We start from the raw sequence: 23,117 nt of genomic DNA, 5'->3' as shown, positions 1-23,117 counted from the left end.
CGCGCGGAGCCGGTGATGGTCGACCCGCTGCGCGTCATCATCATTGCCGGACCCAATGGCGCAGGGAAGACGACTTTCGCGCGTGAATTCCTTCCGCATGAGGCCGGCTGCCCCGTTTTCGTCAACGCAGACCTGATCGCCGCTGGCCTGTCGCCCTTTGCGCCGGAGGCCGTCGCCGTCCAGGCCGCACGGCTGATGCTCCTCGAGCTCGAACGGCATTTCACCCAACGCTCCAGCTTTGCATTCGAGACCACGCTGGCTGGCCGGGGCTACCTGCGGCAGATCCCCCGATGGCAGGCCGCGGGCTACCGCGTGAAGCTGATCTTCCTGGGCCTTGACAGTCCGCAGGAGGCCATCGAGCGCGTCGCGCAACGGGTCCGGCAGGGCGGCCACGACGTCGCGCCGGCCGTGATCCGTCGTCGCTTTGCCGCGGGACTGCGCAATTTTCGCGCGGCCTATGCGCCGCTTGTGGACGCCTGGGCCCGCTACGACAATTCGGGGATTGAGCCGGTCCTCATCGACTGGGGCGAGAAACCATGAAGCGTACGAATCTCCTTCCGATCGAGTCGGCCCGTGACGAGGACCTGCGGCTGTCACCCGCTGCCCTGCGCCGCGCCGCCTACGCCGCGCGTGAGCTCGCATTGCGCACGGGCACGGCCCTCGTCGTGAGCCGTGACGGGATCATCGAGCGGATCGACCCGTCGGCCGACGCCCCGGCGCAGAGCCTGCATGAACCGGCGGCGGGCTATCGGCGGCGCTAGCGGTGTCGCCGGGCGATGCGGCGCCTGCGCCCATGTGCCCGATCTCCCGCCGCATCATGTCGCAGAAGTACTCGGCGGCCGGCGTCAGCGGCAGGCCGCCGCGCCGCACCAGGCTGACCGGGGGCGCGGGCAGGGGCTCGCGCACGTGGATCGGCTGCACATGGTCCTTCAGCAGCGGTGACTGCGTCCACTGCGCGGGCAGCATCATCAGCAGGTCGGAGTTGACCAGGGCCACCAGGAAGGTGAGGGCCGAGTGGCCCTGCATCACCAGCCGCGGCGGCGGCAGGCCGTTGGCGGCGAACAGCGGGCCCAGCTCCTCCTCGGCCACGTGGGTGATCGAGGTCGTGATCCACTCGGCGTTCGCCAGCTCCCGCAGCGAGCGGGCCTGCGCCAGCGGGTGGCCGCGGCGGCCGACGATCAGGCGCGTGTTCTCGAACAGCGTCTCCTTGGCCAGGTCGGGCGAGACCGCGTCGGGCGCGGGCCCGATGTAGCAGTCGATGCGGCTTTCCTTCAGGTCCTGCTCGATCGTGGGGTAGACCGCGTCGATGATGTCCACCTGCACGTTCGGGTAGCGCAGGCGGAACGGCCGCAGCGCCCCGGGCAGCAGCGCGATGTGCGGCACGCTGGACAGGGCCACCGTCAGGTGCCCGTGCGTCTCGCCGCGCAGCTGGTCCAGCTCCTCCTGCGCCAGGCGCATCTCGTTGCGCATGGCCGCGGCGCGGCGCAGGAACACCTGCCCCATCGGCGTCAGCTTGATCCCCGCCTGGCTGCGCTCGAACAGCACCACCCCCAGCTCGCGCTCGAGCTCCTGGATGCTGCGGCTGATCGCCGGCTGCGAGGCATTCAGCTGCCGCGCCGCGGCGCGCAGCCCGCCGCGCTCGGCGACGGCCAGGAAATCCCGGATGGCATTGATCTTCATGGCGGTGGCTTGGGTGATCAGGCAAATGCATCACCCTCCTGAATTTTGCATCTTCCAGCATCACGTGCGCCTCCCTACTATCCCGAACCATTCCCGGGGCCAGGCGCTGCCCGGGCCGCAACGAGAAACGCAGGAGACGACACCGTGAACAACGACAAGGCCACGCCCCGCGTCCTGATCGTGGGCGGCGGGCCGGTGGGGCTGGCGCTGGCGATCGAGCTGGGGCACCGGGGGGTGCCCTGCCTGGTGGTCGAGCGCAACGACCGCGTCGGCTATGCCCCGCGCGCCAAGACCACCAACGTGCGCACCCGCGAGCATTTCCGCCGCTGGGGCATCGCCGACACCCTCAAGGCCGCCTCGCCCCTGGGCGTGGACTACCCCTCGAACGTGGTGTTCTGCACCCGCCTGGCCGGCCACCTGCTCACGCGCTTCGAGAACGCGCTGTACTGCGGCCCCGGGCGCAACCCCCTGTACTCCGAGCACTCGCAGTGGGTGCCGCAGTACACCGTCGAGGAGGTGATGCGGGCGCACGCGCAGTCCCTGCCCGGCGTGGAGCTGCGGTTCAATACCGAGCTGCTGTCGTTCACCCAGGACGCGCAGGGCGTGCGCGCCGTGGTGCGCGACCTGCGCGCCGGCACCGAGCAGGCGGTCCAGGCCGCGTTCCTGGTGGGCGCCGACGGCGCGCGCAGCACCGTGCGCGAGGCCATCGGCGCACGGCTGGAGGGCACCTACGGCCTGTCCCGCAACTACAACGTGGTGTTCCGCGCCCCCGGCCTGGCGCAGGCCCATGCCCACGGCCCGGCCATCATGTACTGGCAGGTCAATGGCGACGCGCCCAGCCTGGTCGGCCCCATGGACCGCGGCGACACCTGGTTCTTCATGCCCACCGGCGTCAAGGAGGGCTGGAAGCTCGACCCCGCCGACGCCCCGGCCCTGATCCGCCAGGCCACCGGCATCGACCGGCCCTACGAGGTGCTCTCCACGGACGAATGGGTCGCCAGCCGCTTCCTCGGCACCGCCTACCGCGACCGCCGCGTCTTCCTCGCCGGCGACGCCTGCCACCTGCACCCGCCCTTCGGCGGCTACGGCATGAACATGGGCGTGTGCGACGGCGTGGACCTGGGCTGGAAGCTCGCCGCCGTGCTCCAGGGCTGGGGCGGCGCGCAGCTCCTGGACAGCTACGAGCAGGAGCGCCGGCCGGTGCACGAGATGGTGCTGGACGAGGCCGTCGCCAACCACGCCATGCTGGGCAACCAGCTGTGGAAGGACGGCCTGGACGACGCCACGCCCGAGGGCGCCGCGCTGCGCCGGTCCGTGGGCGCGCGCATCCAGGAGGCCAAGATGCGCGAGTTCACCACGCTGGGCGTGATGCTCGGCTACCGCTACGAGCACTCGCCGGTGATCGTGCCCGACGGCACGCCGGCGCCCGGGCACGACTTCGTCAACTACGTGCCGACCTCGCGGCCCGGCTCGCTCGCGCCGCACGCGTGGCTGCATGACGGCAGCTCGCTGTACGACCACTTCGGCCCGGGCTTCACCCTGCTGGCGCACAAGGACGCGCCCTCGGCCGCCATCGAGGAGGCGCGCCTGCAGGCCCGCCGCGCCGGCGTCCCGCTGGTGGTGCTCCAGCCGAACGAGCCCGCCTTCCCCGCGCTGTACCCGACCCGCTTCACGCTGGTGCGGCCGGACCAGCACGTGGCCTGGCGCGGCGATGCCTGGCCCCATGCCTCGGTGGCCGTGTTCGAGCAGGTCGCGGGGCAGGGCAACCCCTTCATCCCCGCGGCCCCGGCCCGGGGGCGACCCTGAGGCCGCTCCCGGGCTGCAATGACGACGACGACAGCGACAGTGACAGTGACAGTGACCACGACCGACAACAACGAAGGAGACAACACCATGAAGCCGTTCCAACGCCGCCGCGTCCTGGGTGCCACCGCCCTGGGCCTGGCCTTCCTCGCCGCCCCCGGCCTGCAGGCGCAGACCGCGCAGACCGCGCCGGCCTTCCCCGCCAAGGCGGTCCGCGTCGTCCTGCCGTTCTCGGCGGGCAGCGGCCCCGACGCGGTGGTGCGCCATGTCGGCGAGAAGGTCTCCCGCGCCTGGGGGCAGCAGTTCACCGTGGACAACAAGCCCGGCGCCAACGGCTGGCTGTCCGTCGGCGAGGTCAAGCGCACCGCCCCCGACGGCTACAACCTGCTGCTGGTCGACGTGGCCACCGTGGCCCTGCAGCCGCACCTGTACAAGCAGATGCCCTTCGACCCGGTGAAGGACTTCGAGCCGGTGGCCCCGCTGTACACCGCCAACTTTTTCGTGGTGGTCGGCGCCAACTCCCCCTACAAGACCTTCGCCGACCTGGTCGCCGCCGCCAAGGCCACGCCCAATCAGGTCACCTATGGCAGCTGGGGCATCGGCAGCGTCGCCCACGTGGGCTCGGCCATGGTCGAAAACACCACGGCTACCCAGATGCGCCACATCCCGTTCAAGGAAATCCCGCAGCTGTACACCGCGGTCGCCGCCGGCGAGGTGGACTGGGCCTTCGGCTCCGCCGCCACCGTGGGCGGCCTGTACCGCGCGAAGAAGGTCCGCCTGCTGGCCTACGCCGGCCCGAGGCGCCTGGCCGGATTCACCGACGTGCCCACCGTCAGCGAGACGGCCGGCATGGGCAGCTTCGAGCTCAAGTCCTGGGTGGCGCTGTACGGCCCGCGCGGCATGCCCAAGGCGGTGGTGGACCGCATCCACGCCAGCGTGGTCGCGGCCCAGGGCGAGGCGGACGTGAAGGAGCGCTTCGCCACCGTCGGCTTCGAGGGCTGGTCGGCCCTGCCCGCCGACATCGCCCGCACCGCCGAGGCCGACAGCGCCCGCTTCGCCGAGACGGTCAAGCGCGCCCGGATTTCCGTCGAGTGACACGCCAGGAGACCCAGACCATGACGATCCGTCCCAAGACCTTTGCCCATGTCGTCTTCCGCACCTACCGCTTCGAGCAGATGCTGCAGTGGTACTTCACGGTGTTCGGCGGCAAGGTGCAATACCAGAGCCCGGTGATCGCCTTCGTCACGTACGACGAGGAACACCACCGCATCGCCCTCCTCAACATGGGCATCATCAAGGGCGAGTCGCAGGCCCGCACGCCGCGCGGCGAGCCGGGCATGGACCATGTGGCCTATGGCTACCGCGGCCTGCAGGAGCTGATGGACAAGTACCTGGAGCTCAAGGCCAAGGGCATCCTGCCGTACTGGTGCATCCACCACGGCATCACCATCTCCCTCTACTACGCCGACCCGGACGGCAACCAGATGGAGTTCCAGGCCGACTGCTTCGGCACGAACGACGACGCCAACGCCTTCATGCACGGCCCGCACTTCGAGGCCAACCCGATCGGCGTCGAGTTCGACCCCGACGAGATGGTGGCCCGGCTGCGCGACGGCGTGCCGGCTTCCGACATCCTGCCCCGCCGCGTGCAGCTGCCGGTATCCCCGGTGCGCGGCTCGCTCATGGCGTGAGGCGCCGATGTCCGCTCGCGCATCGTCCTTCAGCGCGGACGACGAAGCCGCCTGCGTCCGCCTGGGCGTCGCCTTCGCCAACCACATCGACGCCCGCCGCTACGCGCAGGTGCTGGATCTCTTCACCGAGGACGGCGTCCTCGACCGCATGGGCGCCGTGACCACGGGCCGTGCCGCGCTGGCCGCGTTCCTCGAGGGCCGGCCGGCCGGCGTTGAGACGCGCCACGTCTGCACCAATTTCCTCGTCGAGCCGGTGTCGGCCGACGAGGCCCGCGGCGCCAGCTACGCCCTGTTCTTCCAGGGCTCGCGTGCGGGGCCGGACGATGCCGTGGCCACAATGGCGGGGCTTCCCGCCGTCGTCGAGTACCACGACCGCTTCGCTCGCACGGCGCGGGGCTGGCGGATCCGCGAGCGCGTGATCCGCATGGCCCTGCGGCCTGCGCCCCTTTCCACCGCAACCTCCAAGGAATGACATGAAACTGCTTCGACACGGCCCCGCGGGCCAGGAACGCCCCGGCGCCCTCGACGCCGACGGCCAGGCGCGCGACCTGTCCCTGCTGGTCCCGGACTTCACCCCCGAGTGGATGGCCCCCGAGAAGCTGCAGGCCCTGGCCGCCATCGACCTGCGACGCATGCCCCTGGTGCCCGCCGGCACGCGACTGGGCATGCCGGTGGCGGCGCCGCGGCAGTTCGTCTGCATCGGCCTGAACTACCGGCAGCACGCCATCGAGGCGGGCCTGGAGATCCCCAAGGAGCCGGTCGTCTTCAACAAGGCGCTCACCTCGCTGGCCGGCCCCGATGACGACATCACCCTGCCGCCCGGCTCCGAGGCCTGCGACTGGGAGATCGAGCTGGGCTTCGTCATCGGCACCCGGGCGCAGCGCGTCTCGCGCGAGAACGCGCTGTCGCACGTGGCCGGCTACTGCCTGGCCAACGACGTCTCCGAGCGTGACTGGCAGATCAAGCGCGGCGGCCAGTGGGGCAAGGGCAAGAGCTTCGACGGCTTCGGCCCCATCGGCCCCTGGCTGGTGACGGCGGACGAACTGCCGGACCCGCAGTCCATCCCGCTGGAGCTGAAGGTCAACGGCGAAGTGCGCCAGCAAAGCAGCACCGCCGACATGATCTTCCCGGTGGCCGAGATCATTGCTTACCTGAGCACCTTCATGACGCTGCTGCCGGGGGACGTGGTCATCACCGGCACGCCGCAGGGCGTGGGCCTGGGCATGAAGCCCCAGCCCGTGTTCCTGCGCCGCGGCGACGTGATGACCCTCAGCGCGGGCCCGCTGGGCACGCAGCGCCAGCGGATGGTCTGAGCGCGCGGCGCCCGGCCTGCGCCGCGCGCTGCCGCTGCGTCCCAGGGCCTCAGCGCCTGCGCATCCCCAGCGCCATCACCGCGCCCACCACGATCGCGGCGCCGGCCAGCTGCATCGGCGCGATGGCCTGGTCCAGCAGGACCCAGGCCAGCACCAGGGCGCAGACCGGCTCCACGTTCATGATGGGCGAATTGCCCACCACCCCCAGCCGCGGCAGCGCGGTGAACAGCAGCGTGATGCCGGTGCCATAGAGCACCGTGAGCGCCGCCAGGCCGCCCCAGCCCGCGGGCGTCTGCGGGAAGTGGAAGCCGCCCTGCGAGGCCACCATGCCCAGGCCCACCAGGGTGGCCATGGCCATGGTGGTGGCGGTGCGCACGCGGCCGTCCACGTCGCCCGCGGCGTGCTGGGTCACCACCAGCGCCAGGCCGAACACCGCGGACGCCGCGAGCGCGAAGGCCACGCCGGCGCCGATGCGCGCCCAGTGGCCGCCCGCGCCCAGCCCGGAGGCGGCGCCTGAGACATCCAGCGCCAGCGCCAGGCCCGCCAGGATCACCGGCATCGCCACCAGCATCGGCCGCTCGGGCGGCTTGCGGTAAAGGGCCCAGGCCCAGAAGGCGGCCGCCATGGGGTAGGTGTTGAAGGCCAGCAGCGCCAGGGCCACCGGCAGCCGGGCCACCGAGGAATACAGGCACAGGCTCTGAATTCCGATGAGGAGCCCGATGAGGGGCAGGGCGCGCTTGTGGCGCGTGCTGAAGCGGGGACGCACGCCCTGCAGCGCCATCACCGCCACCAGGACGGCGGTCGTCACGCTGCTGCGAAGCGCGACGGCCGTGGCCACGTCGGCTCCGGCGTTGAAGGCGATGCGCGCGGCGACGTGGTTCGCCCCCATCAGCACCGCGATCAGCAGCAGCGTCGCGAAGGCGGCGCCGCCCAACGCTCGGGGGGCGCGGGCGGGATCCGCCATTCAGTACAGGCCGCGCACCTGCGCGTGCAGGCGCGCCAGGCCCAGCAGCGCGTCGATGGTGGGCGTGGGCACGCCGGTGCGCTGGCCGATCTCGCGCACCACCGAGACCAGGGCGTCGAGTTCGACCGGGCGGCCGGCCTCCACGTCCTGCAGCATCGAGGTCTTGAAGGCGCCCAGCTTCTTCGTCACCTCGTGCCGGTCCTCCGGCGCCTGCGTGATCGGGATGCCGATGCGCGCGCCGATCTCGCGCGCCTCCAGCATGGCGCGGGAGATGAAGTCACGCACCAGCGGGTCGGCCATGATGCGGTCGGTGGTGGCGCCGGTGATGGCGCTGACGGGGTTCACCGTCATGTTGCCCCACAGCTTGTACCAGGCGTCCTTCTGGATCTGCTCGGACAGCGTGGCCTCGAAGCCAGCGCGCTGCAGCAGCGCGGCGAGTTCCTGCACGCGGCCGGTCTTCTCGCCCGAGGGCTCGCCCACGATCAGGCCGTTGCCGAAGTGGTGCTGCACGAAGCCCGGCTCGCGCAGCGAGCAGCTCGCGTGCACCACGCAGCCGACCACGTGCCGCGCCGGGATGTGGCGGGCGATCTCGCCGCCCGGGTCCACCGACTCCAGCCGCGCGCCGGCCAGCGCGCCGCCGAAGCCCTCGAAGAACCACCAGGGCACGCCGTTCATGGCGGTGAGCACGAGGGTGTCCGGCCCCAGCAGCGGCGCGATGCGCCGGGCCACGGCGGCCATGGCGGGGGCCTTCACGGCCACCACCACCAGGTCCTGCGGGCCGAGGTCGGCCGGGTCCTCGCTGGCCTGCACCGGCACGGCGAGGGTCTCGCCGCCCGAGGCCAGGCGCAGGCCCTGCGCGCGCAGGGCCTCCAGGGTCGCGCCGCGCGCCACCACGCTCACGGCGCAGTCGGCCCGGGCCAGGCGTGCGCCGATCCATCCGCCGATGGCACCGGCGCCGTAGATGCAGACTTTCATGGGGTGATTGTGTCCTCGGTGCGAGGGCGCGCGGCCCTCGCCGGGAAATCCGGTGCGCGCCGGGAGGGCGGGCCTCCCGGTCGCCGCGGCGCGACCGGCTCGGTCCGCCCGATCAGCTCTCGGCGGTGAAGCCGATGGCCTTCACGATGGGCGCCCACTTGGCGGTGTCGCGCTTGAGGAGGTCGACCAGCTCGGCGGGCGTGGAGGACATGGCCTCCAGGCCGAAGGTGGCCATGCCGTCCACCACCTCCTTGGTGGCCAGGGCGGCCTTCATCGCGGCGTTCAGGCGGTTGACGAGGTCCGCCGGGGCCTTGGCCGGCAGGAAGAAGGCGAACCACTCGCTGTGCGTGGCGTCCCGGATGCCCTGCTCGGTGAAGGTGGGCACGTCCGGGGCGAAGCGGCTGCGCTTGGTGCCCGAGGTGCCCAGGATGCGGACCTTGCCCGAGGCCAGGTGCTGGGTGATGTCGCCGATGGGGCCGGAGACGGCGGCGATGTTGCCGGCCAGCAGGTCCAGCATGGCGGGCTGCGTACCGCGGTAGGCCACGTGCTTGAGGTCCACGTTGGCGCTCTTGCCCAGGAGGGTGCCCACGAAGTGCGGCGTCGAGCCGGCGGCGGGCGAGCCGAAGTTGGCGCCGGTGGGGTTGGCCTTGGCCCAGGCCAGGTACTCGGGCACGGTCCTGACGCTGGCCGGCACGGCGGGGCCGACGGCGAAGCCGAAGTCGAACACGCAGGCCAGGGTCACCGGGGTGACGTCGGCCAGCGGGTCATAGGGCAGCTTCTTGTAGATGTGCGGGTAGATCGTGAGGATCGAGGTCGGCGTCTGCAGGATGGTCTGGCCGTCGGGGCGCGCGTCCTTCACGGTGGTCACGGCGATCTGGCCGCCCGCGCCGGTCTTGTTCTCGACGACGACCGACTTGGCATAGCCGCCGGCGACGGTCATGGCCTGGGCCACGCGGCGGCAGGTGGTGTCGGAGGTGCCGCCGGCGGCGAAGCCGGTGACGATCTTCGCCAGCTCGAAGGGCGCGCCCGCGGCCTGGGCCCAGGCCTGCTGGCCGATGGCGCCGAGGAAGGCCGAGGCGCCGGCGGCCTGCAGCAGCTGGCGGCGGGTGGTGGATGCATGGGTCATGGGAGTCTCCTCTCGGGGTTGATGGCGGGGTATCTCGGGTGTCTCTGGGACAGGGTTCAGGACTCGTCGCGCAGCCAGGTCACGCCGCCGGAATGCGTCACCGCGCCCTGGTGGCCGGGGCGCACGGTGGCGGCGTATTTCTCGAGCAGCCCGCCGCGCGGCGCCGGGCGCGGCGTGCGCTCGGCGAGGCGGGCGGCGATCTGCTCGGGCGTGAGGTCCACGCGGATGCTGCGCGCACCGGGGCGCGCATCGATCTCGACCAGGTCGCCGTCGCGCAGCGCCGCGATCGGGCCGCCGTCGGCCGCCTCGGGCCCGGCGTAGCCGATGCACAGGCCGCGGGTGGCGCCGGAGAAGCGGCCGTCCGTGAGCAGGGCGACCTTGTCGCCCATGCCCTGGCCATAGAGCAGCGCGGTGATGCCGAGCATCTCGCGCATGCCGGGGCTGCCGCGCGGGCCCTCGTTGCGGATCACGATGACATCGCCGGCCTGGTAATTGCGGGCCTGCACCGCGGCCTGGGCCTCTTCCTCGCACTCGAACACGCGGGCCGGGCCGCGGTGCGCCAGGGTGGCCAGGCCCGCGGTCTTGAGCAGCGCGCCGTCGGGGCAGAGGTTGCCCTTGAGGACGGTGAGGCCGCCGTCGCGGGAGCGCGCGTTCTCCAGGGCGCGCACCACTTCGCCGTCGGGCGGGTTCGCGCCCTCGAGTTCCTCGGCCAGGGTGCGGCCGGTGAGGGTGAGCGTGTCGCCATGCAGGTAGCCGCCGCGCAGCAGCTCGCGCAGCAGGACCTGCGCGCCGCCGATCTCGTGCACGTCGCGGGCATGGAAGCGCCCGCCGGGGCTGAGGTCGCCGATCAGGGGCGTGCGCGCGAAGACCTCGGCCACGTCGTCGAGGTGGAAGCGGATGCCCGCCTCGTGCGCGATGGCGGGGATGTGCAGCGCCGAGTTGGTCGAGCCGCCGGTGGCCGAGACGATGGCGCAGGCGTTCTCCAGGGCCTTGCGGGTGACGATGTCGCGCGGCAGCGGGGCCTCGCCCATCACCGCACGCATCAGGGTGCGGGCGGCGCGCCGCAGCATCGGTGCGCGCTCGCTGAAGACGGCGGGCACCATCGAGGAGCCCAGGGGCGCCAGGCCCAGGGCCTCGGAGACCATGCCCATGGTGTTGGCGGTGAACTGGCCGGCGCAGGCGCCGGCGGTGGGCAGGCAGGCGTGGGTGACGGCGTCGAGGTCGGCCTGCGTGGCCTGGCCGGCGATGACCTGGCCGATGGTCTCGTAGGGGTGGACCGGGTTCACGTCCTGGCCGCGGTGGCGGCCGGGGAGGGCGGCGCCGCCGTGCACGAAGACGCCGGGCACGTTGCAGCGCACGATCCCCATCATCAGGCCCGGCAGGTTCTTGTCGCAGGCGCCGATGGCGAAGATGCCGTCCCACTGGTGGCCGCGGGTGGAGGCCTCCACGCTGTCGGCGATCAGCTCGCGCGAGATCAGCGAGAAGCGCATGCCCGAGTGCGCCATCGTCAGGCCGTCGGAGACGGACATCACCGGGCACTCGTGCGGCATGCCGCCGGCGGCGTAGATGCCGGTCTTGGCGTGCTGCGCCTGGTCCCGCAGGTTGGCGTTGCAGGGGCTCATCTCGCCGCCGGTGTGGAAGACGCCGATGTGGGGGCGGGCGATGTCGTCGTCGTCCTGGCCCAGCGCGTGCAGGAAGCTGCGCGCGCTGGCGCGCAGCAGGCCCTGGTGGACGGTGGCGGATCGGAACTTGCGGGGAGGGTCCTGGCTCATGGAACGGAAAAAAGGCAGTCGCGTAGTAGACAGCGGGTTTTGCTGCGCCGCCACAGGGAAAGTCCCTGACTGTGGGCGTCGGCCAACGCCCCGGCCGCACCCGCGGCGCCGGATGCGCCGCGCCCGCCTGGCCGCCCGAGCCTTCGGCCGGTGCGCCAGAATCCGCGCATGGCCGACCTCCTCTCCCTGCCGGGCCTGCGCGGCCTGCCGCTTCCCATCCTCCAGGCGCCCATGGCGGGCTCGCAGGGCGCCGCGCTGGCGCTGGCCGTCGGCGAGGCCGGCGGGCTCGGCGCGCTGCCCGCGGCCATGCTCACGCCCGAGGCGCTGGCGCAGGACATCGAGCGGGTGGCCGCTGCCGGCCGCCCGTACAACGTCAACTTCTTCTGCCACCAGCCGCCCGTGCCCGACGAGGCGCGCGAGGCCCGCTGGCGCCAGGCGCTGGCGCCGTACTACGCCGAGGCCGGCATCGACCCCGCCGGCATCCCCGCCGGCCCCGGCCGCCGCCCCTTCGACGAGGCCGCGCTCGCGGTGCTGGAGCGGTTCCGCCCGCCCGTGGTGAGCTTCCATTTCGGGCTGCCCGAGCCACGCATGCTGGCGCGGGTGAAGGCCTGGGGCGCCACGGTGTGGTCCTCGGCCACCACGGTGGACGAGGCGCGCTGGCTGGTGCAGCACGGCGCCGACGCGGTGATCGCCCAGGGCCTGGAGGCCGGCGGCCACCGCGGCCACTTCCTGGACCACGACCTGACCCGCCAGATGGGGACGTTCGCGCTCCTGCCGCAGGTGGTGGCGGCGGTCGGCGTGCCGGTGATCGCTGCCGGCGGGATCATGGACGCGGCCGGCGTGGCCGCCGCCCGCGCCCTGGGCGCGGCGGGCGTGCAGGCCGGCACGGCCTTCCTGCTGACGCCCGAGGCCACCACCGGCCCGGTGCACCGGGCGGCGCTGCAGTCCGAGGCGGTGCGCCACACGGCGCTGACCCGCCTGTTCTCCGGCCGGCCGGCGCGCGGCATGGTGAACCGCGTCATGCGCGAGCTGGGGCCGCTGGGCGAGGCGCCGCCCGAGTTCCCGCTGGCCACCGCCGCCATCGCGCCGCTGCGCGCCTGGGCCGAGAAGGCCGGCAGCGGGGATTTCTCGCCGCTGTGGGCGGGCCAGCATGCGGCCGCGGCGCGCGCGGTGCCGGCGGCCGAGGTCGTGCGCGAGCTGGCCCGCGGCTGGCGCTGACCGGCCGCCCGCCCGGCGGCGCGGGGCCGGCCGCGGCGCCGCCGGGGGCGGTGGTAGGCTCCCGCCCTCATGGCCAAGGAAAAGACCGTCTACACCTGCTCCGAATGCGGCGGCACCAGCCCGCGCTGGCTCGGCAAGTGCCCGCATTGCGAAGCCTGGAACACCCTGATCGAGTCGGTGCCCGAGGGCGGTGCGGCAGGCGGCAAGAACCGTTTCGCCGGCCTGGCGAAGTCCGCGCCCGTGACCGTGCTGGCCGACATCGAGGCCACCGACTTCGCCCGCACCCCCACCGGCATCGACGAGCTCGATCGCGTGCTGGGGGGCGGCATCGTCGAGGGCGGCGTGGTGCTCATTGGCGGCGACCCCGGCATCGGCAAGTCCACCCTGCTGCTGCAGGCGCTGGACGGGCTGGAGCGCGCCGGCGTGCCCACGCTGTACGTGACCGGCGAGGAGTCCGGCGCCCAGGTGGCCCTGCGCTCTCGGCGGCTGGGGCTGGAGAGCCCGCAGGTGAAGGTGCAGGCCGAGATCCAGCTGGAGAAGATCCTCGGCACCCTGCAGTCCGCCCGGCCCGCGGTGGCCGTCATCGACTCCATCCAGACCGTCTACTCCGACCAGCTCACCTCCGCCCCCGGCTCGGTGGCCCAGGTGCGCGAGTGCGCCGCCCACCTCACGCGCGCGGCCAAGGCCAGCGGCACCACCGTGGTCCTGGTGGGCCACGTGACCAAGGAGGGCGCGCTGGCCGGCCCGCGCGTGCTGGAGCACATGGTCGACACGGTGCTGTACTTCGAGGGCGACACGCACTCCAGCTTCCGCCTGGTGCGCGCCATCAAGAACCGCTTCGGTGCGGTCAACGAGATCGGCGTCTTCGCCATGACCGAGAAGGGCCTCAAGGGCGTGGCCAACCCCAGCGCCATCTTCCTGTCGCAGCACACCGAGCCGGTTCCCGGCAGCTGCGTGCTGGTGACGCTGGAGGGCACGCGCCCGATGCTGGTGGAGATCCAGGCGCTGGTGGACACCGGCGGGCCCAGCCCGCGGCGGCTGTCGGTGGGCCTGGAGCGGGACCGCCTGGCCATGCTGCTGGCGGTGCTGCACCGGCATGCCGGCGTGGCCTGCTACGACCAGGACGTCTTCGTCAACGCGGTGGGCGGCGTGCGCATCTCCGAGCCGGCCGCCGACCTGGCGGTGATGCTGGCCATCACCTCCTCGCTGCGCGGGCGCGCCCTGCCCAAGGGCTTCATCGCCTTCGGCGAGGTCGGCCTGGCCGGCGAGGTGCGGCCGGCGCCGCGCGGGCAGGAGCGCCTGCGCGAGGCGGCCAAGCTCGGGTTCTCGGTGGCCGTGGTGCCCAAGGCCAATGCGCCCAAGAAGGGCTCCCGCGAGCTGGAGGGCCTGGCCATCCACCCGGTGGAGCGCATCGAGGAGGCCATGGAGGTCGTCCGGGGGCTGGCCTGATCGCGGACAATCCGGTCCGATGAACTGGCAACGAATCATGGTCCCCCTGGGGGCCGCAGCACTCCTCTACACCGCCTGGAACTCCTTCGGCCTGCCCGGCCTGGCCATCGCCGGCGGCGGCCTGGTGATGTGGGTGCTCCTGCACTTCACCCGCCTGATGCATATCCTGAAGAAGGCCGCCGACCGCCCGGTGGGCTATGTGGGCAGCGCGGTGATGATGAACGTGAAGATCAAGACCGGCTGGCCGCTGATGAAGGTCATCGCCGTCACGCGCAGCCTGGGCGAGCAGCTGTCGCCGCGCGACGAGCAGCCCGAGGTGTTCCGCTGGACGGACCCGGGCGGCTCCCATGTCACCTGCGAATTCCGCGGGGGCCGGCTGGTGCGCTGGACGCTCTGGCGCCCCGTCGCCGAGGAAACAGGGGCCGGCCCAGCGGCGGACTAAAATCGTTTCTTTGGTTTTCCCCTGACACCCCACGAGGACGAGAGATGAGCGTTGTTCCGAGCATGGCCGACCGCGACGGCAAGATCTGGATGGATGGTGAACTGGTCGACTGGCGCGACGCCAAGATCCACGTCCTCACCCACACCCTGCACTACGGCTGCGGCGCCTTCGAGGGTGTTCGCGCCTACAACACGGTCAATGGCCCCGCCATCTTCCGCCTGCAGGAGCACACCGACCGACTGTTCAACAGCGCCAAGATCCTGCGCATGACGATCCCGTTCACCAAGGAGCAGGTGAACGAGGCGCAGAAGGAAGTGGTCCGCGCCAACAAGCTGGAAAGCGGCTACCTGCGTCCCCTGGTCTGGATCGGCTCGCAGAAGCTGGGCGTCAGCCCCAAGGGCAACAAGATCCACCTGATGGTCGCGGCCTGGGCCTGGGGCGCCTACCTGGGCGAGGAGGGCATGAAGCGCGGCATCCGCGTGAAGACCTCCAGCTACAGCCGCCACCACGTGAACATCACGATGACCCAGGCCAAGGCGGTGTCGAACTACTCGAACTCCATCCTGGCCAACATGGAAGCCCTGGACGACGGCTACGACGAGGCCCTGCTGCTGGACACCTCGGGCTTCGTGAGCGAAGGCGCGGGCGAGAACATCTTCGTGGTCAAGGACGGCAAGGTCTACACGCCCGACCTGTCCGCCGGCGCCCTCAACGGCATCACCCGCAACACGATCATGCACATCTGCGCTGACCTCGGCATCGAGGTGATCCAGAAGCGCATCACCCGCGACGAGGTCTACATCGCCGACGAGGCCTTCTTCACCGGCACCGCCGCGGAAGTCACCCCGATCCGCGAACTCGATCGCCTGCCGATCGGCATCGGCTCGCGTGGCCCGGTCACCGAGAAGATCCAGGCGGCCTTCTTCGACATCGTCAACGGCCGCAACCCCAAGTACGCCCACTGGCTCACCAAGGTCTGAGGACGCGCGCGATGACTGCCCCCGCTCCCAAGAAGGAAGCCGTCGTCGAGCTCCTCGCCAAGGACCTCAATGGCAACGGCGGCGTGTTCTGCCCCAGCCCCGTGGCCGGCATGAAGCTGTGGAACACGCACCCGCGCGTGTTCCTGGACGTGGCGCATACCGGCGAGGCCCGCTGCGCCTACTGCGGCACCGTCTACAAGCTCAAGGACGGCGAGCACTTCCACGCGGGCCACTGACCCCGCATGACCCGCTCGCTGGTCATTGCGCCGCAATGGATCGGCGACGCGGTCATGACCGAGCCGCTGATGCGCCGCCTCGCGGCGCGCGGCGAGCGCCTCACGGTGGGCGCGCTGCCCTGGGTGGCGCCCGTCTACCGCGCCATGCCGCAGGTGGCCGAGGTCATCGAATTCCCCTTCCAGCACGGCGGCCTGCAGTTCAAGGCGCGCCGCCGCATCGCGCAGGAGCTCGCGGGGCGCTTCGACTGCGCCTACGTGCTGCCCAACTCCCTCAAGAGCGCGCTGCTGCCGTTCCTGGCCAGCATCCCGCGCCGGGTCGGCTACCTGGGCGAGGCGCGCGTGGGCCTGCTCACGCACCGCCTGAAGAACCCCAAGGGCAAGCCGCCCATGGTGGCCTTCTACTCGGCGCTCGCCGGCGAGGCCGGCATCGAGGCCGACCGGCCGCAGCTGTCGCTGGCCGGGGACGAGGCCGCGCGGGCGGCGCAGGCCCAGGGCCTGGCGCCGCGCGGCTACTACACCTTCTCCCCGGGCGCCGAGTTCGGCGGCTCCAAGCGCTGGCCCGCCGCCCACTACGCCCGGCTCGCCACCCTGCTCGATGCGCCGGTGGTGCTGCTCGGCTCCGGCAAGGAGTCGGCCCTGTGCGACGAGATCGCGCAGGCGGCCCCGGCCGGCCGCTGCCTCAACCTCGCCGGCAAGACCTCGCTGATGGAGGCCTTCGCCCTCATCGCCGGCGCCCGCGCCATGGTGAGCAACGACTCGGGGCTGATGCATGTGGCTGCCGCCTTCGGCATCGACCAGGTGGCGCTGTTCGGGTCGTCCAGCCCGCTGCACACGCCGCCGCTGAACGACCGCGCCCGTGTCCTCTGGCTCAAGCAGGACGCGGCCTACCAGCCGCCGCTCGACTGCGCGCCCTGTTTCGAGCGCGAGTGCCCGCTGGGCCACCACCGCTGCCTGGTGGACATCGCACCCGAGCGGGTGGTGCAGGCGCTGGCCGCCGATGCCTGAGTCCCCGCTGCCCGAGGGCTGGCTGTACTGGCTGCACCGCGCCAGCGAGTACGTGCTGCTGAACTTGCTGGAAGACCCGGCCTACCTCGCCCTGGTCTTCTGCTGAGTCCGGGCCCGGGCTGCCCAGGGAATCACCCGTGGGCGGGCGGCGCCAATCTCGATACAAAGCGGTATTGACTCAACCGTATCCGCGCCGTGTCGAGCGCGACCCGAGGAGATTTCCATGCCCCGACTTCCCCGCCGCAGCCTGCTCGCCCTGGCCGCCACCGCCCTGGCGGGCCGCGCCTTCGCCCAGGCCTCGGCCTGGCCCTCCAAGCCCGTCACGCTCATCGTCCCGTTCCCCGCCGGCGGCGGCACCGATGCCTTCGCCCGTCCGCTGTCGGCGCAGTTCTCGCGCCTCACCGGCAAGCAGCTGATCGTGGACAACCGCGGCGGCGCCGGCGGCACCCTGGGCGCCGGCGTGGCCGCGAAGGCCGCGCCCGACGGCTACACCCTGTTCATGGGCGCGGTGCACCACACCATCGCCCCCTTCATGTACCCGCGCCTGGACTACGACCTGGAGCGCGACCTGGTGCCCCTGGTCCTGGTGGCCAGCGTGCCGCAGGTGCTGGTGGTCAACCCGCGCAAGGTCGACGTGCCCGACTACAAGGCCTTCATCGACCTGGTGCGCCGCAACCCCGCCCGCCTGAACTACGGCTCGGCCGGCGGCGGGACCTCGCACCACCTGGCCGGCGAGCTGTTCAAGCTGCAGACCAAGACCTTCATCACGCACATCCCCTACCGCGGCGCGGGTCCCGCCCTGCAGGACCTGATCGCCGGCAACGTGGACATGATGTTCGACGGCCTCGGCTCCTCGGCCGCGCACATCAAGGCGGGCCGGGTGAAGGCGCTCATGGTCTCCGGCACCAAGCGCAGCGCCGCCTTCCCGGACGTGCCCTGCTCCGCCGAGCTGGGCCTGCCCGACTACCAGGTCGCCACCTGGTACGGCCTGTGGGCGCCCCGGGGCACCCCGGCCGACCTGCAGGCGCGCGCCGTCGAGGAAGTCCGCAAGGCCTGCCTGACGGACGAGGCCAAGGCCGTGTGGGCCACCCAGGGCGCCGACTTCCCCAACCTCGCCGGCCCGCAGTTCGACACCTTCATCAAGGCCGAACTGAAGAAGTGGAGCCAGGTCGTGAAGGCCTCCGGCGCCAAGCTCGACTGACCCCCCAGCCTTCCCCATGACGGACTCCAACCTCTTCACCGCCCTTCGCGCCGCCTTCCCCGCCGACCTGTCGGCCATCGCGGTCGAGACCGAGCAGGGCCTCGCCTACAGCTGGCGCGACCTCGACCAGGCCTCGGCCCGCATCGCCAACCTGCTGGACTCGCTCGCCTTGCCGGCCAGCAGCCGCATCGCGGTGCAGGTGGACAAGTCGGTCGAGGCGCTGATGCTGTACCTGGCCACGCTGCGCGCCGGCCATGTGTTCCTGCCGCTGAACACGGCCTACCAGAGCGCCGAGATCGAGTACTTCATCGGCAACGCCGAGCCCGCCGTGGTGGTGTGCAGCCCGGGCAACCTGGCCTGGGTCGAGCCGATCGCCCGCGCCGCCGGCACGCCCCATGTATTCACGCTGGGCGACGACCGCACCGGCAGCCTGCTGGAGGCCGCGGCGGGCCACGCCGACGACCACATGCCCGCCGTGCGCGCGGCCGGCGACCTCGCCGCCATCCTCTACACCAGCGGCACCACCGGCCGCAGCAAGGGCGCCATGCTCACGCACGGCAACATGCTGTCGAACGCGCTCACGCTGAAGGACTACTGGGGCTGGCGCACGCCGGCCGAGGGCCGCGACGTGTTGATCCACGCGCTGCCCATCTTCCACGTGCACGGCCTGTTCGTCGCCATCCACGGCGCCCTCATCAGCGGCAGCAAGATGCTGTGGATGTCGAAGTTCGACCCGAAGCAGGTGGTGGCCTGGCTGCCGCGCGCCACCGTCTTCATGGGCGTGCCCACGCTCTACGTGCGCCTGCTCGCCGAGCCCGGCCTCACGAAGCAGGCCTGCGCGAACATGCGCCTGTTCGTCGCCGGCTCGGCGCCGCTGCTGCCCGAGACCTTCAACGAATGGCGCGAGCGCACCGGCCACTTCATCCTCGAGCGCTACGGCATGAGCGAGACGGTGATGCTCACCTCCAACCCCTACGCGGCGGACCCGCGCCATGGCGGGCAGGCCGAGCGCCGAGGCGGCACCGTGGGCTTCCCCCTGCCGGGCGTGCAGCTGCGCGTGCGCGGCGACGACGGCCGCGACCTGCCCACTGGCGAGATCGGCGGCATCCAGGTCAAGGGCCCCAACGTCTTCATCGGCTACTGGCGCATGCCCGAGAAGACGAAGGAGGAATTCACCGAGGACGGCTTCTTCAAGACCGGCGACGTGGGCCTGGTCGACGAGCGCGGCTACGTGCGCATCGTCGGGCGCAGCAAGGACCTGATCATCAGCGGCGGCTACAACGTCTACCCCGCCGAGATCGAGGGCTACATCAACGAGATCCCCGGCGTCGCCGAGAGCGCCCTGGTGGGCGTGCCGCACCCGGACTTCGGCGAGGTCGGCGTGGCGGTGGTCATTCCCAAGCCGGGGGCCCGCGTGGCGCCGGAGGCGGTGATCGCCAGCCTCAAGTCCCGCCTGGCCAACTTCAAGATTCCCAAGCGCTGCTTCGTGGTGGGCGAGCTGCCCCGCAACACCATGGGCAAGGTGCAGAAGAACCTGCTGCGCGACCAGTACAAGGGCCTGTTCTGAGGCCCCCCGGGCCCGCGACCCGCCGGAGACCGCGATGTTCGAACGCTTCACCCGCGACCGCCTGCTCGACGCCACCCGGCAGACCGCCAAGCGCCTGATCAGTGCGCTGGGCGAGGCCAATGCCCAGAGCATCGCGGCCCGGCTGATCGACCACTACGAGCGGCTCGACGCCGCGCAGCGCCTGGCCTTCTTCGAGTTCCTGGCCAGCGAGTTCAACCCGGACCCGGCGCAGGTCAAGGCCGTGGCCGAGGCCTACCACGCCGACCCGAGCGCGAAGAACCTGATCGCCCTGTGCACGGTGGCCGAGCCGCGCCGGCAGGAGCTGCTGCGGCGGATCAACCGCGCGCCGCGCGGCACCGCCGCCCTGATCGGGATGCGGCGCGCGCTGCTCGGGCATCTGAAGGAGCGGCCCGCCTTCGCCGCCATCGACGCGGACATGCACCACCTCCTGAGCTCGTGGTTCAACCCCGGCTTCCTGGAGCTGCACCAGATCACGTGGAACTCGCCCGCGCAGCTGCTGGAGAAGATCATCCAGCACGAGTCGGTGCATGCCATCGACGGCTGGGACGACCTGCGCCGCCGCCTGCAGCCGGACCGCCGCTGCTTCGCCTTCTTCCACCCGCAGCTGCCCGGCGAGCCGCTGATCTTCGTGGAGGTGGCCCTGGTGCCGGCGCTGGCCACCGGCGTGGGCGTGCTGATCGACAAGAAGACGCCGGTGGGCGAGCGCAAGACCTTCAAGGCGGCGATCTTCTATTCGATCAGCAACTGCCAGCCGGGGCTCAAGGGCGTCTCGCTGGGCAACTTCCTGATCAAGCGGGTGGCGCAGAAGCTGCTGGAGGAGATCCCGTCCCTCAAGCTGTATTCCACGCTCTCGCCGATCCCCGGCTTCACCGCCTGGCTGGACGCGGGCGCGCCGCTGCCCGAGGAAGCCGCCGCCGGCGGCCGCCGCCGCAAGCTCGACGAGGCCCTGCAGTCCCTGGGCCTGCGCGAACGCAAGTGGGCCGAGCGGCTCAAGGCCGGCTGGCATCCCCATGAAGCCGGGGAGGGCGAGCAGCGCGCGCTGATGCACCTGTGCGCCGCCTACCTGGCGCTGCACACCCCCACGCGCGGCGGCGACGCGGTGGCCAAGTTCCACCTGGCCAACGGCGCCACCCTGCACCAGATCAACTGGGCCGCCGACCTCTCCCGCAAGGGGCTGCAGCAGTCGGCCGGCATCATGGTCAACTACCTCTACGAACTCGACAAGGTCGAGGAGCAGCACGAGGCCTTCACGCGGGGGGTGATCACCCGCTCGAAGGCCATGCAGCGCCTCACCTGACCCCCATGACGGCCGGGCCGGTGGCTCAGTACTGGTAGAACCCGCGCCCGCTCTTGCGCCCCAGGCGGCCGGCGTCGACCATTTCCTTGAGCAGCGGGGCGGGGCGGTACTTCGGGTCGCCGAAGCCCTCGTGGAACACCTGCATCACCGCCAGCAGCGTGTCCAGGCCGACCAGGTCGGCCAGCGCCAGCGGGCCGATCGGGTGGTTGCACCCGAGCTTCATGCCGGCGTCGATCTCCTCCGGCGTGGCCAGGCCTTCCTGCAGCACCACGATGGCCTCGTTCAGCATCGGGCACAGGATGCGGTTCACCACGAAGCCCGGGCTGTTCTTCACGGTGATGGGCGTCTTGCCCACCGCCTCGGCGAAGGCCACCGCCAGCGCGTGCGTCGCATCGTCGGTCTGCAGGCCGCGGATCACCTCCAGCAGCTGCATCATCGGCACCGGGTTGAAGAAGTGCATGCCCACGCAACGCTGCGGCGCCCTGAGCACCGCGGCCAGCTGGGTGATGGAGATCGACGAGGTGTTGCTCGCGATCACCGCGTCGGCGCCGACCACGCCCTCGATCTGCTGGAGGATGCGCAGCTTCAGCGCGATGTTCTCGGTGGCGGCCTCGATCACCAGCTGCACGTCGCGCAGGTCCTCGTAGGCCACGGTGGGGCGTACGCGGGCCAGGGCGGCGTCCTTGTCGGCGGCGGTGAGCTTGTCCTTCTTGACCAGGCGGTCCAGGCTGTTGGACATGGTGGCCATGCCGCGGTCCAGCGCCTCCTTCGAGACGTCGATCAGGGTCACTTCGAGGCCCGACAGCGCGCACACCTGCGCGATGCCGTTGCCCATGGTTCCGGCGCCGATGACGCCAATGCGTTGGATCTTCATGGTCAGAAAGAGCGTGAGAGCGGGTTGGAAAAAAGGGAGGGCTGCCGGCCGGCCCGCGGGCCGCCAGCATTCCCCCATTCTGCCCGGCGATCCTTGCCGGGCCTTACTCGCGCTCGATGCGGCGCGAGTCCACCACCCGGTTGAAGCGCGCCACCTCGCCCTCCACGCGGGCCTTGAAGGCCTCCGGCGTACTGGGCGCGGCGCCGCCGCCGAGGTCGGCCAGGCGCTTGGCGATCGCCGGGTCGGCCAGCGCGCCGCGGATCGCGGCGTTGACCGCATTCACCACCGGCGCCGGCGTGGTGCCCGGCAGCGCCACCCCCAGCCAGGACTCGTACTGCAGCGAGGGGATCGTCGCGCCCATGGTCGGCACCCCCGGCAGCAGCGCCACCGGCGACGCCGAGCTCACCGCCACCGCGCGCAGCTGGCCCTGCTGCACGAAGGGCAGGGCGGCGGTCATGGTCTCGATCAGCACGTCGACCCGGCCCGCCATCACCTCGGTGGCCGCCGCCGTGCCGCCCTTGAACGGCACGTGCAGCATCTGGATGCCCTGCTCGGCGTTGATCCACTCGCCCAGGAGGTGGTGGGCCGTGCCCACGCCCACCGAGGAAAAGCTCAGGGGGCGCTTGCGCGCGGCCTCGATCACGTCCGCCATCGAGCGGATCGGGGAATTCGGCGGGACGGCCATCACCATCGGGTAGGTGGTGACGGTGGAGGTCCAGGCGAAGTCCGCCACCGCGCGGAACGGCAGCGACTTGCGCATCGCCGCCATCGTCGAGTGCCCGCTGGGCGCCAGCAGCCAGGTGGTGCCGTCGCCGGGCGCCTTGGCCACCGCCTCGGCGGCCAGCGCGCCGCCGGCGCCCGCGCGGTTCTCCACCACCACCGGCTGGCCCAGCGCCTCGCCCAGCTTGGGCGCGAGCAGGCGGGCCACGGTGTCCGAGCTGCCGCCGGGCGCGAAGCCCACCAGCAGGCGGACCGGCTTGTCGGGGCGCCAGGGCGCGGCTTGCGCGAAGGCGGGGAGGCTGGCCAGGCCGGCCAGGCTGGCGGCGCCCAGGCCCAGGGCCTGGCGCCGGGTCGGCAATCGGGTCATCGTGTCTCCTGTCAGTTCTTATTTCAGCGGCGTGCCCTGGTGCGCGCGCAGGCGCCAGGGCTCGCCGGCCGGATCATCGCGCGCCGGGTCGCGGGCCTGCCATACGGTCATGTACTGACTGCGGATGTCCAGGTCCTTGCCGTCACGGTGCACCTTGGCGACCATGCGTCCGGTCACGATGGCGGCGGTGCCCAGGTCGCGGGCCTCGACGTCCTCGAAGTCCACCTGCAGGTAGCGCAGCTTGCCGCTGGTGATGTTGGCCAGCACGCTGGCCTTGCTGTCGGTACCGCCGGAGGAGTGCACGTAGATCACGTCCTCATGCAGCAGCGCCGACAGGGCCTGCGTGTCGTTGGCGCGCATAGCCGCCAGGCGCTTGCCTTCGGCCTGCAGGGCGGGGTGCGGGGTCGTCGCCATCG

At 71.8% G+C, this 23,117-nt stretch carries 23 protein-coding genes; 15 read left to right on the top strand and 8 right to left on the bottom strand.

Going from position 1 to position 23,117, the window contains the following annotated elements:
- The first annotated feature begins 15 nt into the window (after positions 1-15).
- Positions 16-540, top strand: a complete 525-nt coding sequence (locus ACT80S_RS16950; protein WP_377417996.1) for a zeta toxin family protein — start codon at positions 16-18, stop codon at positions 538-540.
- A 141-nt stretch (positions 541-681) separates the two neighbouring features.
- On the opposite strand, the gene ACT80S_RS16945 is transcribed toward ACT80S_RS16950, so the two are convergent.
- Positions 682-1,680, bottom strand: a complete 999-nt coding sequence (locus ACT80S_RS16945; protein ID WP_377417994.1) for a LysR family transcriptional regulator — start codon at positions 1,678-1,680, stop codon at positions 682-684.
- Between the two features lie 144 nt (positions 1,681-1,824).
- On the opposite strand from ACT80S_RS16945, the gene ACT80S_RS16940 reads away from it, so the two are divergent.
- From ACT80S_RS16940 to ACT80S_RS16920, 5 genes are all read left to right on the top strand, one after another.
- Entirely contained in the window at positions 1,825-3,486 is a 1,662-nt protein-coding gene (locus tag ACT80S_RS16940; RefSeq protein WP_377417992.1) for an FAD-dependent monooxygenase, read from the top strand.
- 87 nt (positions 3,487-3,573) lie between these two features.
- Entirely contained in the window at positions 3,574-4,578 is a 1,005-nt protein-coding gene (locus ACT80S_RS16935; protein ID WP_377417990.1) for a Bug family tripartite tricarboxylate transporter substrate binding protein, read from the top strand.
- Between the two features lie 20 nt (positions 4,579-4,598).
- Positions 4,599-5,174, top strand: a complete 576-nt coding sequence (locus ACT80S_RS16930) for a VOC family protein (protein ID WP_377417988.1) — start codon at positions 4,599-4,601, stop codon at positions 5,172-5,174.
- A 7-nt stretch (positions 5,175-5,181) separates the two neighbouring features.
- Complete coding sequence (locus ACT80S_RS16925) at positions 5,182-5,646, top strand: nuclear transport factor 2 family protein (RefSeq protein WP_377417986.1); 465 nt, start codon at positions 5,182-5,184, stop codon at positions 5,644-5,646.
- A 1-nt stretch (position 5,647) separates the two neighbouring features.
- Complete coding sequence (locus ACT80S_RS16920) at positions 5,648-6,487, top strand: fumarylacetoacetate hydrolase family protein (protein WP_377417984.1); 840 nt, start codon at positions 5,648-5,650, stop codon at positions 6,485-6,487.
- A gap of 49 nt (positions 6,488-6,536) precedes the next feature.
- Here ACT80S_RS16920 and ACT80S_RS16915 read toward each other — a convergent pair whose 3' ends face one another.
- The 4 genes from ACT80S_RS16915 to ilvD form a co-directional block, all read right to left on the bottom strand.
- Positions 6,537-7,451 (bottom strand): DMT family transporter, encoded by a 915-nt coding sequence (locus ACT80S_RS16915; protein WP_377417982.1) that lies wholly within the window; start codon positions 7,449-7,451, stop codon positions 6,537-6,539.
- Entirely contained in the window at positions 7,452-8,426 is a 975-nt protein-coding gene (locus tag ACT80S_RS16910) for a 2-dehydropantoate 2-reductase (protein ID WP_377417980.1), read from the bottom strand.
- Between the two features lie 112 nt (positions 8,427-8,538).
- On the bottom strand, positions 8,539-9,552 hold the full coding sequence (locus tag ACT80S_RS16905) for a Bug family tripartite tricarboxylate transporter substrate binding protein (RefSeq protein ID WP_377417978.1): 1,014 nt from the start codon (positions 9,550-9,552) through the stop codon (positions 8,539-8,541).
- A gap of 56 nt (positions 9,553-9,608) precedes the next feature.
- Positions 9,609-11,324: a dihydroxy-acid dehydratase gene (gene ilvD, locus ACT80S_RS16900; protein ID WP_377417976.1), complete on the bottom strand. Its 1,716-nt coding sequence runs from the start codon at positions 11,322-11,324 to the stop codon at positions 9,609-9,611.
- Between the two features lie 168 nt (positions 11,325-11,492).
- Between ilvD and ACT80S_RS16895 the strand changes: the two genes are divergently transcribed.
- The 9 genes from ACT80S_RS16895 to ACT80S_RS16855 all read left to right on the top strand — a co-directional run bounded on the left by ACT80S_RS16895 (position 11,493) and on the right by ACT80S_RS16855 (position 20,740).
- Positions 11,493-12,542 (top strand): NAD(P)H-dependent flavin oxidoreductase, encoded by a 1,050-nt coding sequence (locus tag ACT80S_RS16895; protein ID WP_377417974.1) that lies wholly within the window; start codon positions 11,493-11,495, stop codon positions 12,540-12,542.
- 69 nt (positions 12,543-12,611) lie between these two features.
- Complete coding sequence (gene radA / locus ACT80S_RS16890) at positions 12,612-13,991, top strand: DNA repair protein RadA (protein WP_377417972.1); 1,380 nt, start codon at positions 12,612-12,614, stop codon at positions 13,989-13,991.
- Between the two features lie 19 nt (positions 13,992-14,010).
- On the top strand, positions 14,011-14,433 hold the full coding sequence (locus ACT80S_RS16885; protein WP_377417970.1) for a glycerate kinase: 423 nt from the start codon (positions 14,011-14,013) through the stop codon (positions 14,431-14,433).
- A gap of 44 nt (positions 14,434-14,477) precedes the next feature.
- Entirely contained in the window at positions 14,478-15,413 is a 936-nt protein-coding gene (locus ACT80S_RS16880; protein ID WP_377417968.1) for a branched-chain amino acid transaminase, read from the top strand.
- Between the two features lie 11 nt (positions 15,414-15,424).
- Entirely contained in the window at positions 15,425-15,649 is a 225-nt protein-coding gene (locus tag ACT80S_RS16875) for a zinc-finger domain-containing protein (RefSeq protein WP_377417966.1), read from the top strand.
- A gap of 6 nt (positions 15,650-15,655) precedes the next feature.
- Positions 15,656-16,654 carry a lipopolysaccharide heptosyltransferase II gene (gene waaF / locus ACT80S_RS16870; RefSeq protein ID WP_377417964.1) on the top strand — a complete coding sequence of 333 codons (999 nt, stop codon included), beginning with the start codon at positions 15,656-15,658 and terminating at the stop codon, positions 16,652-16,654.
- A gap of 223 nt (positions 16,655-16,877) precedes the next feature.
- Positions 16,878-17,855 carry a Bug family tripartite tricarboxylate transporter substrate binding protein gene (locus tag ACT80S_RS16865; RefSeq protein WP_377417962.1) on the top strand — a complete coding sequence of 326 codons (978 nt, stop codon included), beginning with the start codon at positions 16,878-16,880 and terminating at the stop codon, positions 17,853-17,855.
- A 16-nt stretch (positions 17,856-17,871) separates the two neighbouring features.
- On the top strand, positions 17,872-19,422 hold the full coding sequence (locus ACT80S_RS16860; RefSeq protein ID WP_377417960.1) for a malonate--CoA ligase: 1,551 nt from the start codon (positions 17,872-17,874) through the stop codon (positions 19,420-19,422).
- A 34-nt stretch (positions 19,423-19,456) separates the two neighbouring features.
- The gene (locus ACT80S_RS16855) at positions 19,457-20,740 is read left to right on the top strand and encodes a malonyl-CoA decarboxylase domain-containing protein (RefSeq protein ID WP_377417958.1); all 1,284 of its coding nucleotides are present in this window, start codon (positions 19,457-19,459) and stop codon (positions 20,738-20,740) included.
- A gap of 25 nt (positions 20,741-20,765) precedes the next feature.
- On the opposite strand, the gene ACT80S_RS16850 is transcribed toward ACT80S_RS16855, so the two are convergent.
- From ACT80S_RS16850 to ACT80S_RS16840, 3 genes are all read right to left on the bottom strand, one after another.
- Positions 20,766-21,614: a 3-hydroxybutyryl-CoA dehydrogenase gene (locus ACT80S_RS16850; protein ID WP_377417957.1), complete on the bottom strand. Its 849-nt coding sequence runs from the start codon at positions 21,612-21,614 to the stop codon at positions 20,766-20,768.
- A gap of 103 nt (positions 21,615-21,717) precedes the next feature.
- Complete coding sequence (locus ACT80S_RS16845) at positions 21,718-22,701, bottom strand: Bug family tripartite tricarboxylate transporter substrate binding protein (RefSeq protein ID WP_377417956.1); 984 nt, start codon at positions 22,699-22,701, stop codon at positions 21,718-21,720.
- Between the two features lie 18 nt (positions 22,702-22,719).
- Positions 22,720-23,115 carry a nuclear transport factor 2 family protein gene (locus tag ACT80S_RS16840; protein ID WP_377417955.1) on the bottom strand — a complete coding sequence of 132 codons (396 nt, stop codon included), beginning with the start codon at positions 23,113-23,115 and terminating at the stop codon, positions 22,720-22,722.
- Positions 23,116-23,117: the final 2 nt, after the last annotated feature.

It is taken from the genome of Ramlibacter sp. MAHUQ-53, assembly GCF_052600055.1.
Note: the sequence above shows the minus strand (reverse complement) of the source record. Positions and strands in the feature narration are given on the sequence as shown.